Here is a 12,999-nt window from a genome sequence, read left to right as displayed (position 1 = left end):
TCTCAAGCCTTCTTTAGCTGAACGATGAACCGGGTTCCGCTGCTGTCGCTTAAAACCTCCATCCGACCGCCATAGTCGCCGACGATATCCTTGGAGATCACCAGGCCGAGGCCGAGGCCGCTTTCCTTCGAAGTGTTGAACGGCGTGAACAAGCCCTTGCGAATATCAGGCGGGATGCCGGGACCGTTATCGGCGACCGTCACGGTCACCGTCCCTGCATCGGTGGATGTACTGACCTCGACGCGACCCTCTCCTGCCTTCGGCGCCACCGCCTCAAGGGCATTTTGAAGCAGGTTGATGAGCACTTGCTCGAGACGGATCCGGTTTCCCATCACCTGCAGCTCGGCGGGCGGAAGGTCGATGTCGAGCGTATCCATGCGGCCGGCAAACCGGCTGCGCAACAGTATCACCGCGCCCTCGATGACGTCCTTCAATCCGGTTGGTTCGGCGCTGCCGCGGCCTTTGCGGGCAAAGGTCTTCAGCTCCTCGGTGATCGAACCTATGCGCTCCGTCAGCGCCGCAATGCTTTCGAGATTTTCGCCGGCAGGCGCCGTCTGGCCGCGATCGAGGAAGGTGCGGGCGTTATCCGCATAGGCACGGATGGTTGCCACCGGCTGGTTGATCTCATGGGCGACGCCGGCGGCCACCTGACCCAGGATGGCCAGCCGGTTGGCCTGCACCAGATCCTGCTGCACCGCCTGCAGCTTCTGCTCCGTGCTCTTGTGGCCGATGATTTCAGCCTGCAGCCGGTCCCGCGCCTGGCTGAGATCCAGCGTCCGCTCGGCGACGCGCCGTTCCAGTTCCTCCCGCGCCCGCTGTTCGCTGGAGATTCGCAGGGTGATCACATGGCGACGGCGCAACAGGAAGGCTGCTCCGGCCAGCAGCGGCAGGAGTATCAGCAATGCCAGCATGCGGGCTTCACGAATCCCCGCATCGACGGATGGTCCGAGTGCGACGAGATGCTGCAAATGCCAACCGGTCGCCGGCACCGACGTTGCGACATCGAGAAACCTGGTTTTCCCGGCATCGCCGGGCATGACGATCCCGACGACATCGAGCCCGTCACCGAGGTCTCGGACCATGTCGAGGGGCAGGGGTTGAAGCGGCGCATCGCCGAATTGAAGGCTTTCACGGATCGCCGTCAGCCGGTCTTCGGCGATCCGGCCAATCGTCATGAACCGCCATGACGGAATACTGGTGATGAGGACAATGCCGCGCTCGTCAACGACGTAGGACGGGGTGTTCGAGGCATTCCAATCCGCCTCGACGTCGTCGAACTCGACCTTGACCACGACGACGCCCAGCAGGCCAGTGCTGCCCGAAATCCGCTGGGAGATATAGAGGCCCGGTTTCTTGCTGACCGTGCCGAGCGCGAAGTGCTCGGCCTGTCCTCGTTCGGCCGCCCCCTGAAAATACTCGCGGAAACGATAGTCATTGCCGACGAAACTCGTCGGTTCGCGCCAGTTGCTGGCCGAAACCGCCATGCCGTCCTTGTCGATGACATAGATGACGGCAGCCTTCGTGCCCGCAGCCAGCGTTTCCAGCTTCTGACTGAGCCGCTCGAACGCGCCGGCATCGTTTCCCGCCAGCGCCGCGGCGAGTGCCGCGTCCTGCGACAGCACGAAGGGAAGCGCCCGGTATTTTTCGAGAACCGTGCGCAGCAAAGCCGCATTCAGCCTCGCATCCATGCGGGCCTGTTCCTCGAGAGCAGCCTCCGCCCGGTGCCGGCCGATCTCGCCGCTGGCCCACAGGCTTGCCACGACAGCGAGGAGGGCGAGCACGGCATAGGCCCACCACATCCGGCGGATGCGGTGTTGCAAGGGCAGGGAAGGCCACAATTTCTGCGACACGGACATGGCGGATCTGTGCATTTTTCTGCACGAAACGCAAATTGATTTGTGCGGATTTCCGCATTGCTTAATGAGACATCAGAAGCCTCGTAAATTTTTATGTAATAAATTCAATGTGTTGATTGTCGACGCAAAACTGGCACGGCGATTGCGAAGAAGCTGGCAACAACGGCTGAGCTGTTGGACTTGAAGCGAACGGCTCGGGAGGCCGGAGTTCGTTCCGGACGAGCCATTAGGAGGACATCATGATCGCAGCACCACTCGATGCAGTCGCAGACAGCAAGGGCAAGAAGCCCTTTTATACCCATCTTTACGTTCAGGTTCTCGCGGCCATCGCCGCCGGTATCCTGCTCGGCCATTTCTATCCCGAATTCGGCACCCAGTTGAAGCCGCTCGGCGATGCCTTCATCAAACTCGTCAAGATGATCATTGCACCGGTCATCTTCCTGACGGTTGCGACCGGCATTGCCGGCATGAGCGACCTGCAGAAGGTCGGCCGCGTCGCCGGCAAGGCGATGCTCTACTTCCTGACATTCTCGACATTGGCGCTCATCATTGGCCTGATCGTCGCCAATGTCGTCCAGCCCGGCGCCGGCATGAACATCGATCCGGCCTCGCTGGATCCGACCGCCGTCTCCGGCTACGCCGCAAAGGCGCATGAGCAGAGCATCGTCGGTTTCCTGACCAACATCATCCCGACGACGATCGTCGGCGCTTTTGCCGATGGCGACATTCTGCAGGTACTGTTCTTCTCGGTGCTCTTCGGCATCGCGCTCGCCATGGTCGGCGAAAAGAGCGAACCGGTCGTCAACTTCCTCAATGCCTTGACGGCGCCTGTGTTCAAGCTCGTCGCCATCCTGATGAAGGCTGCTCCGATCGGCGCCTTCGGTGCCATGGCATTCACCATCGGTAAGTACGGCGTCGGATCGATCGCCAACCTCGCCATGCTGATCGGTACCTTCTACGTCACCTCGCTGCTCTTCGTCCTCGTCGTTCTCGGCGCCGTCGCCCGCTACAACGGCTTCTCGATCGTGGCGCTGCTGCGCTATATCAAGGAAGAACTGCTGCTGGTCCTCGGTACCTCGTCTTCGGAGGCAGCACTTCCGGGACTGATGAACAAGATGGAAAAGGCCGGCTGCAAGCGCTCGGTCGTCGGCCTCGTCATCCCCACGGGCTATTCCTTCAATCTCGACGGCACCAACATCTACATGACGCTGGCAGCGCTGTTCATTGCCCAGGCAACCGGCATTCAGCTTTCCTGGGGTGATCAGATCCTGCTGCTGCTGGTGGCGATGCTGAGCTCGAAGGGTGCCGCAGGCATCACCGGCGCCGGTTTCATCACGCTTGCGGCGACGCTCTCCGTCGTGCCCTCCGTGCCGGTCGCCGGCATGGCGCTCATCCTCGGCATCGACCGCTTCATGTCGGAATGCCGGGCGCTGACCAACCTCGTCGGCAATGCGGTCGCGACGATCGTCGTCGCACGTTGGGAAAACGAGCTGGATACGGCGCAGCTTGCCGCGGCACTGGGCGGCCAGACCGGAGAGCATATTTCGGCTGCCGGGCTGCAGCCGGCTGAATAACTGACCGGACTGTCCGCAGTCCTAAAATCCTGAAACGGCCCGTTATCCGGCGGGCCGTTTTCTTTTCCGATTTAGCCGCGGTTGCCGCCGAGAAGGCTGTTGTAAACGGCGCCGATCGCGCTTGCTTCCTTCTCCAGCGCAAAATTCGTCCTGACGTGCCGTAGGGCATTCTCGCCATGGGCGATCGCCAGAGCGGGCTCTGCGATATAGGGCGCGATTGCCCGCGTCAGCGCCTCGCCATCGCCGGCGGCGACGACCGAGCCCGTCTCGCCCGTGACGATGAGCTCGGCATAGGCGCCGGCGTCCGATGCCACCACTGCGGTGCGCGAAGCCATGGCTTCGAGCGGCGTCAGGCCGAAACCCTCGTTGCGGGAAGGGGCGACGTAAAGCGTCAGGCGGCGATACCAGACTTTGATGTCAGGCACTTCGCCGAGGAAGAGGATACGGTCGCTGAGCCCGGCGGCCGCGACATCCGCTTTAAGTTTGTCGCCAAATGCCGTGTGTTCGGCCGTCACCCGGCCGGAGACGATCGCCGTCCAGTCGGGATGCTGCGGCAGCAGTTCGATCATCGCCCTGACGAAAAGATCAGTGCCCTTCTGATGGCGCACGCGGCCGAAGCAGCCGATGAGATGGCGGCCCGGCAGGCCGGTGGCGGCGATGCCGTCCTCCGCTGTTTCCGGCGGATGGAACAAGGCAAGATCGACGCCGTGCTGGATCACCGTGTGCGGCACGTCGAGGAACGAGCCGGATCGATCGCTGGTCGCGATGACGGCGTCCATGCGGCGGATCAGCCATTTCGTATAGGCGCTGTGGCGGCGTTGCGCGGCCGAGGTGAAGAGAAGCTTCAGCGGCATGCGCATGAGATGGCGCAACAGGATACCGACGGCCATCTCGTTGTTGCGGCGGGCGTGCCAGACACGCTGGCGCCGGCGCGCCGGCGGGCACCAGAGGCCGAGGAGCTGCCGTACCTTAAGTTTCGGCAGGTTCTCCGGCAGGCCTGGGCCGAGTGTCGCGATCTTGATGCCGAGCCGGATCTGGCACGGGATGAGCTGGACGATAGTCGACGTGACGCCGGAGAGCCGGCGCTTGAAATTAGGCGCGATGATCTCGACGTCACGAATATCCGGCAAGGGAGGGGTCTCGCGGCTGGCGGGCGATCAGCCCCAGGAAACCTGGAGGATTTCGTAGGCCTTGGAGCCGCCCGGCGCGTTGACCTCGATGGAATCGCCGACTTCCTTGCCGATCAGCGCACGGGCGATCGGCGAAGAGATGGAGATGCGGCCGGCCTTGACGTCGGCTTCCTGGTCGCCGACTATCTGGTAGGTCTTTTCTTCCTCGGTGTCTTCGTCGATGAGCTTGACCTTGGCGCCGAACTTGATCTTGTCGCCCGACATCTTGGTGAGGTCGATGACCTCGGCGCGTGCCGTCAGGTCTTCCAGCTCGCTGATGCGGCCTTCATTGTGGCTCTGGGCTTCCTTGGCAGCGTGGTATTCGGCGTTTTCGGAAAGGTCGCCATGGGCACGGGCTTCGGCGATCGCCTCGATGATTCGCGGGCGCTCCTCCTGCTGACGCCAGCGCAGCTCTTCCTGCAGCTTGACGAAACCGCCCTGTGTCATCGGTACCTTTTCAACCATTTTTCTGTCCTTCAATCCTCGTATCCGCACAATCAGCGGCGAACACAAAAGAAAACAGGTCCCGAAGGGGAGCTTCGGAACCGTGCCACAATCTTAGTCGGACGCTTATAGCAGATCGCCAAGGCCGATTTCCAGAAAATTCGCATAAAAGAAACGCGGCCCGTCCCGGCATCAGGTGATGCGCCTCAAAATTGTGCAGGAGGCGGATGGTCCGACCCATCCTTGGCCGGCGCGCGGTCCGACCATGGCTCTATCGTGAAGCTTCCCTGCCGCGGCAGGTTCGGGGACAGATTTCCGCGATCGATCACCGACTGGTGGATGACCGCACCGTCAGGAATGAAACGGCGATCCTGGAGCGGCAGGTAGATCCCCTCCGTGTTGCCGCGCTTGCGCCAGGAGGTTTCGGGGACGCGGCGGGGAACATATTCGAGAAGCCGCCATCCGGCGGTCATAGAATGGTGAGGATTGGCTTGCGCGTTAGGGGCCACGTAGTTCTGGATCGGCCTGCTGTTGTTCCCGAGCACGACTGCCTTGACCGTCTGGTCGATATAGTCGAGGCCGGTCTGCCTGGTTTCACTGATCATCCATTCGAGCGGGATCTTGATGATGCCGCTTTCCTTTTCCGGGTAGCCGCCGCCGATGTCGCCGTGGACGCCGGCAAACCAGACTTCCTTGACGTTCTGCGGCACCGGCTCCTTCGGCCGGAATGGCCCGCCCCAATATTCCTGCCCCGGCGTCCAGGGCATCGGGTTGAACATCGTCCGCCGCTCGTCGATCGCCATGGCATGGCGCACCCATTCGACGCTCGGATTCTTCCTGGTGAAGGGCAGGGTCCTTAGCTGCGGCACCCATTTGCCCATCTCGATCACCGAGGCTACGGTATCGAAAAGCCCGAGCAGCTTGATCTTCGGCCGGTAGGTCTTCAGCGTCCTTTCATAGAGCCGCATGCTGGAAAAGGCCGATGGAGCATCATCGTCGGTCGCGCCGGCGAAGCCGCCGGCCTTCGCTTCATTGTCGGAGATGCCCTTGTAGGTCCTGTAGGCATAATCGATGAGATTGACATGGTGCCGGCTGACGATGCCGAGCGCATGGATGAAGCCGGCGAGAACCCGGGCGCTATAGGCGCCGCGGCTGAAGCCGAAGATATGGATGCGGTCGCTATCCTCACCGCTGCCGCGTGGCGCGTGCTCATAATTGTCGACGATGAAGCGGTAGGCTTCCTTGACGTTCTGGTCGAGACCCCACCCGGTCGCCAGGCCCCAGACTTCGATGCTCTTGCGATAGGCCCTGGACCAGGCATTGGCCGCGCCAAATGTGCCAACACCGGGATCGTAGTAGACGATTTGCGTCGACGAACGTTTTAAAACGCCGAAAAGCCTGAGGATATTGGTGCGGTCCGCCGCAATCTCATTCGACGTGCCATCGAAGAGAATGACGATATTCTTGCTCATGCTCGCCCCCTGTTTGCGGGAATGCTAACATGATCGCGGAAGATGTGCATTGGACGAAGCGCGAAGGCCGCGCCTTGTTTCTCATTCGAATTCGGGACAGGAGCAGGCGCGCGCGCTGCGCCCGCCTCTGGACCGATCTCAGGCGAAATAGCTCTGCAGCGGTCGCACTTCGAGATTGCCTGCCTTCAGCGCCTTGATCGCCTGGGCGGCGGCCTCGGCGCCTGCCATGGTCGTGTAGTAGGGCACCTTCTGCATCAGCGTCGCACGGCGCAGCGACTTGGAGTCCGAGATCGCCTTGTTGCCATCGGTGGTGTTGATGACGAGCTGGACCTGGCGGTTGCGGATCGCGTCCTCGATGTGCGGGCGGCCTTCGAGCACCTTGTTGATCTTGGTGGCGGTGATACCGTTTTCGGCGAGGAAGCGGGCGGTGCCGCCGGTCGCCAGCACTTTGAAGCCCTGCTCGACGAGGATGCGGATCGCCGGCAGCACGCGCGGCTTGTCCGCGTCGCGGACGGAGACGAAGACCGTCCCATCCCGCGGCAGCTCGACGCCGGCACCGAGTTGCGACTTGGCAAAGGCCAGCGCGAAATCGGTGTCGAGGCCGATGACTTCACCGGTCGAGCGCATTTCCGGGCCGAGCAGCGTGTCGACGCCGGGGAAACGGGCGAAGGGGAAAACGGCTTCCTTGACGGCGATGTGCTTCAGCTTGCGCGGATCGGGCTTTTGCCCATAGGCGGCGAAGGTCGCGTCGAGTTTCTCGCCGGCCATGACGCGGGCGGCGATCTTGGCAATCGGCGCGCCGATGGTCTTGGCGACGAAGGGCACGGTGCGCGAGGCGCGCGGATTGACTTCGAGAACGTAGACGGTGCCGTCCTTGATGGCGAACTGGACGTTCATCAGGCCGCCGACATTGAGCGCCTTGGCCATGGCTTTCGCCTGGCGTTCCAGCTCGTCGAGCATCTCGTTGGAGAGCGTGCGCGGCGGCAGCGAGCAAGCGCTGTCGCCGGAATGGATGCCGGCTTCCTCGATATGCTCCATGATGCCGGCGACATAGACGTCGGTGCCGTCCGAGAGGCAGTCGACGTCGACTTCGATGGCGTGGCTAAGATAGCTGTCGAAGAGCAGCGGGTTCTTGCCGAGCAGGGTGTTGATCTGACCGGTCTTGTCGTTGGGATAGCGCTGCTTGATATCCTCGGGCACCAGTTCCGGCACGGTATCGAGCAGGTAGCTCTGCAACTGGCCTTCCGAATGCAGGATCTGCATGGCGCGGCCGCCAAGCACGTAAGAGGGACGCACGACCAGTGGGAAGCCGATTTCGGTGGCGACCATGCGAGCCTGCTCGACCGAATAGGCGATGCCGTTGTTCGGCTGGTTGAGGTCGAGCTTCATCAGCAGCTTCTGGAAGCGGTCGCGGTCCTCGGCAAGGTCGATCATGTCAGGCGCGGTGCCGAGGATCGGGATGCCGTTCTTTTCCAACGCCTCGGCAAGCTTCAGCGGCGTCTGGCCGCCGAACTGGACGATGACGCCGACGACTTCACCCTTTTCCTGTTCTGCTCGCAGGATCTCGATCACGTCCTCGGCCGTCAGCGGCTCAAAATAGAGGCGGTCCGACGTATCGTAGTCGGTCGAAACGGTTTCCGGGTTGCAGTTGATCATGATCGCCTCATAACCCGCATCCTTCAACGCGAAGGCGGCATGGCAGCAGCAATAGTCGAACTCGATGCCCTGGCCGATGCGGTTCGGGCCGCCGCCGAGGATGACGACCTTCTTGCGGTCCGACACTTCAGCCTCGGAGCGGGCGGCGCCGACAAAAGGCGTCTCATAGGTCGAATACATATAGGCGGTCGGCGAGGCGAATTCGGCGGCACAGGTATCGATGCGCTTGAAGACAGGGCGGACGTTCAGGCTGTTGCGGAATTCGGCGACTTCCTTCGGGCGCTTGCCGGTCAGTGTCGCCAGGCGCGCGTCGGAAAAGCCCATGGCCTTCAACATGCGCAGGTTGGCGGCATCATCCGGCAGGCCGTGCTCGCGGATGCGGGCCTCCATCTCGACGATCGCCTTCAGTTCGGCGATGAACCAGGGATCGATCTTGCAACCTTCGTGGACTTCGGCCTCGCTCATGCCCTGGCGCAGCGCCTGGGCGACCATGCGCAGGCGATCGGGCGTCGGTGTGCCGATTGCAGCGCGGATGGCGTTCTGGCTGGATTCGCCCTCTTCAAAGCCGGGGATCTCGATTTCGTCGAGGCCGGTCAGGCCGGTTTCGAGGCCGCGCAGCGCCTTCTGCAGCGATTCGGCGAAGGTGCGGCCGATCGCCATGACTTCGCCGACCGATTTCATGGCGGTCGTCAGCACCGGTGAGGCGCCGGGGAATTTCTCGAAGGCGAAACGTGGGATCTTGGTGACGACGTAGTCGATCGACGGTTCGAAGGAGGCGGGCGTTGCGCCGCCGGTGATGTCGTTATCCAGTTCGTCGAGCGTATAGCCGATCGCGAGCTTGGCGGCGATCTTGGCGATCGGGAAGCCGGTGGCCTTGGAGGCGAGCGCCGACGAGCGCGAGACGCGCGGGTTCATTTCGATGACGACGAGACGGCCGTCTTTCGGGTTGACGGCGAACTGGACGTTCGAGCCGCCGGTCTCGACCCCGATCTCGCGCAGCACCGCGATCGAGGCGTTGCGCATAATCTGGTATTCCTTGTCCGTCAGCGTCAGCGCCGGGGCGACGGTGATCGAATCCCCGGTATGGACGCCCATCGGGTCGATGTTCTCAATGGAGCAGATGATGATGCAGTTGTCCGCCTTGTCGCGGACGACCTCCATTTCATATTCCTTCCAGCCGAGCACCGATTCTTCGACCAGCACTTCGGTGGTCGGCGAGGCATCGAGGCCGCCGCCGACGATCTCGAAGAATTCCGAACGGTTGTAGGCGATGCCGCCGCCGGTGCCGCCGAGCGTGAAGGAGGGGCGGATGATCGCGGGAAGGCCGACATGGTCGATTGCCTGGGCGGCAATCGCCATGGCATGGCTCATGTAACGTTGCTTGCGGTCGCTCTCGCCGAGGTTCCACTGATTTTCCAGCTCGTCCAGCGCCTTGTCGAGGTCGGATCCCGAGAGGCTTTCACGCAGCTTGACGCGCTCGGCCTCGTGCGTCTTGCGGTCGAGGTCCTTGATGTCGGTGGCGTTCGCCAGCATCGAGCGCGGAGTTTCCAGCCCAATGCGGGCCATTGCTTCGCGGAACAGCGCGCGGTCCTCGGCCATGTCGATGGCGGCAGGCTTGGCGCCGATCATTTCGACATTGTAGCGGTCGAGCACGCCCATGCGCTTCAGCGAAAGCGCGGTGTTCAGCGCCGTCTGGCCGCCCATGGTCGGCAGCAGCGCATCCGGACGCTCCTTGGCGATGATCTTGGCGACAACCTCGGGGGTGATCGGCTCGACATAGGTGGCGTCGGCAAGGCCCGGATCGGTCATGATCGTCGCCGGGTTGGAGTTGACGAGGATGACGCGGTAGCCTTCCTCCTTCAGCGCCTTGCAGGCCTGGGTACCCGAATAATCGAACTCGCAAGCCTGGCCGATGACGATCGGTCCCGCGCCGATGATAAGGATCGATTTGATATCTTGGCGCTTCGGCATGGGTGCTTCCGTTTTCTGGCTGCGCAGAAAGCCGGCCAGGGTGGGAGATCACCGGGTCGGGTCGCGCATGCTGGGTCTTTTCAGGCTAGAAGCGGCTTATAGGCAAATGTATTTGCAAACGGAACCCCATAAATCGCGGAATCGACAGGAATCCAACACGGCACGAGAGACTATTTCCCGTCAGGCACGACCATCAGCCGGATTTCGCCGCCGCCCTGCTTCCGGAAGTGCGAAAGCGGGAGTCCCATCAAGCGTTTGGCGCGACTTTTTTGCGTGAAGCGGCGGCGCACATCCTCGGCATAGCTGCGGCTGACCGGGATTTCCGTGCCGTCGCGGGTGAGGATTAGCAGCCTGCCATTGTCGCGTTTCAGGCTTTCGACATGGGCATCGGCCACCCAGTGCGAGCGATGGACGCGAAGGCCCGGCGTTGCGGCGGTTTCCCTCAGCGCATCGGCGAAACGCAAGAGCACCAGTTCGCGCCCGCGGCTGGTCACCACCTCGGTATAGTGGTCCTGGACGGAAAGGCGCAGCAGCGAGCCACGATTCTCAGGTTTCAGCCGGTCGAGGATCGTGGTTGCGGGGCTGGTTTCCTGAGGTGCTGCGGCTTCGGCGATTTTCTGGCTCATCGCCATATAGGTCAAAAGGCAGAAGAGGGCGCAGAGCGGCACCGCAAAAAGCGCGCGCTGCAGGCCGCTTTCGAGCGTGGTCGCTTCGCCGGCGAAGATATAGTCGACGAGGCCGATGGCAAAACCGATCGGCAGGGCGGCGGCGAGTGAACCGGCCATCATGCGGGCGAACATGGAAACGATCATTCCCCGCAGCAGTCTTTCGGCCGTGACCGCGCAGAGAATGGCGATCGTCCAGGCAAGGGCATGCAGGGTCAGCCAGTAGGCGAGGCGTTCGCCGAAGGCCATGTTTTCCATCGTGCCGTAGGGGCCGGTGACGGCAAAGAGCAGGACGACCGCGGCAAAGGTTCCCCAGAAGCGCCGGGAGTGGAGAAAGACCTGCAATTCGCGAAGCGTGGATTGCAAGAAGGGGTGAATCACGAAGTTTTCCTGCCGTTCGCGCGGTTCGGATTGAGGCAGATGGAGTCTTGGCGGAAACAGGGATCGAATTCAACCGGATGCCGCTCATGACCCTCGAACCGCTCCTCGACGCCCCGCTCGCCGTTCAGATCCATGTCACTGCTGTTGCGCCGGCGGCACTTCTCGGCGCCTATACCCTGCTGCGTCCCAAGGGCACGCCGCTGCACCGGCTGCTCGGCAGGATCTGGATGGCGCTGATGGTCGTGACGGCGGTATCGAGCTTCTTCATTCATGAACTCAATCTCTTCTATGGGTTCAGCCCGATCCATCTTCTGTCGATTGCAACGTTGTTCGGCAGCTGGAATGCGATCGCGGCGGCTCGTCGCGGCGATATCCGCCTGCACAAGCGCATCGTCGCCGGCCTTTATTTCGGCGGTATCGTCCTTGCCGGCCTGTTCACTTTCCTGCCTGGCCGGATCATGCATGCGGTCGTCTTCACCGGTGCGGAATGGCTGGCTGCGCTTGCCGCGGCGGTGATCGGCTCGATCCTGGTCGCGATCGTGCTGCGCCGCCGACGCGGGCGCCTGATTGCCCGATGAAGTCGCTGGAATTCCGGCCGCCGACGGATATATAGATTGCTTGAGTGCAAGCACGGGCCTTGCCGGGGAGAGCGAAAATGGAATGGAGAGGCCGACGTCAGTCAGACAATGTCGAGGATCGCCGCGGCGGTCCCTCCGGTGGCGGTTTCGGCCGCGGCGGTGGCTTCAATTTTCCCTCCGGCGGCGGCGTTCGCCGCGCCGGCGGGGGCTTGAGCATCGGCACGATCATCTTCCTTGTCGTCATCTATTTCATCTTCAAGATGATGGGCATCGATCTGCTGCAGGTGCTCGACAGCGGCGGCACGACGAGCGGTCCGGGCTACGAGCAGAGCCAGTCCGGCGGAACACGCACGCCCGCCAACGACGAGATGACTGCGTTTATGCGCACCGTCCTTGCCGAGACCGAGGATACCTGGCAGGGCATCTTCCAGGCGCAGGGCCAAAATTACGAGGAGCCACGCCTCGTGCTGTTCTCGGGCTCGACGGCATCGGCCTGCGGCTCCGCATCATCTGCAACAGGTCCGTTCTACTGCCCGAGCGACCACAAGCTCTATCTCGATACCGAATTCTTCCAGGAGCTTTCCGACCGCTTCGGCGCGTCGGGTGATTTCGCCGAGGCCTATGTCGTTGCCCATGAGGTCGGTCATCACGTGCAGAACCTGCTCGGCATCCTGCCGAAGTTCAACCAGGCCCGTCAGCGCATGAGCGAGGCCGACGCCAACAAGATGTCGGTGCGCGTCGAGCTGCAGGCCGATTGCTTTGCCGGCATCTGGGGCAAATATACCCAGCAGAAGGGCCTGCTCGAGTCAGGCGATCTGGAGGAAGCGCTGAACGCAGCCCAGCAAATCGGCGACGATTCGCTGCAGAAGCGGTCACAGGGTTACGTCGTCCCGGAAAGCTTCAACCACGGTACCTCGGAGCAGCGGGCCAGATGGTTCAAGCGCGGCTTCGACAGCGGCCAACTGTCGGCCTGTGATACGTTCTCGGGACCGATTTGAGGGCCCTTCTCTTTCATGGTGCCCTCTAAAAACGTTTGTGATGGAACCAGGAGTAGGAGGCTTTCTCCCTCTTCTCCCCAGCGGGGAGAAGGTGGCCCGAAGGGTCGGATGAGCGACTATCTGGGTTGTCAAGTTGCATATTCGAATTCTCTTCGCGCATCTCGTGCTTTTGCATTGAGAATGACCAGGAGTTTTCGGGCGAGCGCGATGCGGATGACCATTTTGGGTTTGCCGG

At 62.2% G+C, this 12,999-nt stretch carries 8 protein-coding genes and 2 pseudogenes; 3 read left to right on the top strand and 7 right to left on the bottom strand.

Going from position 1 to position 12,999, the window contains the following annotated elements:
• Positions 1–2 precede the first annotated feature (2 nt).
• Positions 3–1,871 (bottom strand): ATP-binding protein, encoded by a 1,869-nt coding sequence (locus tag GFM02_RS22555; protein WP_168322862.1) that lies wholly within the window; start codon positions 1,869–1,871, stop codon positions 3–5.
• 224 nt (positions 1,872–2,095) lie between these two features.
• On the opposite strand from GFM02_RS22555, the gene GFM02_RS22550 reads away from it, so the two are divergent.
• Positions 2,096–3,430, top strand: a complete 1,335-nt coding sequence (locus tag GFM02_RS22550) for a dicarboxylate/amino acid:cation symporter (RefSeq protein ID WP_168322861.1) — start codon at positions 2,096–2,098, stop codon at positions 3,428–3,430.
• Positions 3,431–3,501: 71 nt separating this feature from the next.
• Here the strand turns inward: GFM02_RS22550 and GFM02_RS22545 are convergent, their stop codons facing one another.
• The 5 genes and pseudogenes from GFM02_RS22545 to GFM02_RS22525 all read right to left on the bottom strand — a co-directional run.
• Positions 3,502–4,560 carry a glycosyltransferase family 4 protein gene (locus GFM02_RS22545; RefSeq protein ID WP_168322860.1) on the bottom strand — a complete coding sequence of 353 codons (1,059 nt, stop codon included), beginning with the start codon at positions 4,558–4,560 and terminating at the stop codon, positions 3,502–3,504.
• Between the two features lie 27 nt (positions 4,561–4,587).
• Positions 4,588–5,064: a transcription elongation factor GreA gene (gene greA / locus GFM02_RS22540; RefSeq protein WP_018074018.1), complete on the bottom strand. Its 477-nt coding sequence runs from the start codon at positions 5,062–5,064 to the stop codon at positions 4,588–4,590.
• Positions 5,065–5,249: 185 nt separating this feature from the next.
• Entirely contained in the window at positions 5,250–6,515 is a 1,266-nt protein-coding gene (locus tag GFM02_RS22535) for a T6SS phospholipase effector Tle1-like catalytic domain-containing protein (protein WP_168322859.1), read from the bottom strand.
• Positions 6,516–6,653: 138 nt separating this feature from the next.
• A complete protein-coding gene (gene carB, locus GFM02_RS22530) occupies positions 6,654–10,142 on the bottom strand; it encodes a carbamoyl-phosphate synthase large subunit (RefSeq protein WP_168322858.1) in 3,489 nt (1,162 codons plus the stop codon).
• 272 nt (positions 10,143–10,414) lie between these two features.
• Positions 10,415–11,188 (bottom strand): annotated as a pseudogene (locus GFM02_RS22525) (LytTR family DNA-binding domain-containing protein); the annotation flags it as partial.
• A 47-nt stretch (positions 11,189–11,235) separates the two neighbouring features.
• Between GFM02_RS22525 and GFM02_RS22520 the strand changes: the two are divergent.
• The gene (locus GFM02_RS22520; protein WP_168322857.1) at positions 11,236–11,766 is read left to right on the top strand and encodes a DUF2306 domain-containing protein; all 531 of its coding nucleotides are present in this window, start codon (positions 11,236–11,238) and stop codon (positions 11,764–11,766) included.
• A 77-nt stretch (positions 11,767–11,843) separates the two neighbouring features.
• Entirely contained in the window at positions 11,844–12,764 is a 921-nt protein-coding gene (gene ypfJ, locus GFM02_RS22515; RefSeq protein WP_168322856.1) for a KPN_02809 family neutral zinc metallopeptidase, read from the top strand.
• Between the two features lie 128 nt (positions 12,765–12,892).
• Here ypfJ and GFM02_RS22510 read toward each other — a convergent pair.
• Positions 12,893–12,999, bottom strand: a pseudogene (locus tag GFM02_RS22510) (IS110 family transposase); the annotation flags it as partial.

It is taken from the genome of Rhizobium leguminosarum bv. viciae, from assembly GCF_012276115.1.
GTDB classification, from domain to species: Bacteria; Pseudomonadota; Alphaproteobacteria; order Rhizobiales; family Rhizobiaceae; genus Rhizobium; species Rhizobium leguminosarum_T.
Note: the sequence above shows the minus strand (reverse complement) of the source record. Positions and strands in the feature narration are given on the sequence as shown.

What these genes read in the sequence shown, in the direction of transcription:
- GFM02_RS22555 (WP_168322862.1), bottom strand. Translation starts at nt 1,871, where the DNA reads ATGCACAGATCCGCCATGTCCGTGTCGCAGAAATTGTGGCCTTCCCTG.
- GFM02_RS22550 (WP_168322861.1), top strand. Translation starts at nt 2,096, where the DNA reads ATGATCGCAGCACCACTCGATGCAGTCGCAGACAGCAAGGGCAAGAAG.
- greA (WP_018074018.1), bottom strand. Translation starts at nt 5,064, where the DNA reads ATGGTTGAAAAGGTACCGATGACACAGGGCGGTTTCGTCAAGCTGCAG.
- GFM02_RS22535 (WP_168322859.1), bottom strand. Translation starts at nt 6,515, where the DNA reads ATGAGCAAGAATATCGTCATTCTCTTCGATGGCACGTCGAATGAGATT.
- carB (WP_168322858.1), bottom strand. Translation starts at nt 10,142, where the DNA reads ATGCCGAAGCGCCAAGATATCAAATCGATCCTTATCATCGGCGCGGGA.
- ypfJ (WP_168322856.1), top strand. Translation starts at nt 11,844, where the DNA reads ATGGAATGGAGAGGCCGACGTCAGTCAGACAATGTCGAGGATCGCCGC.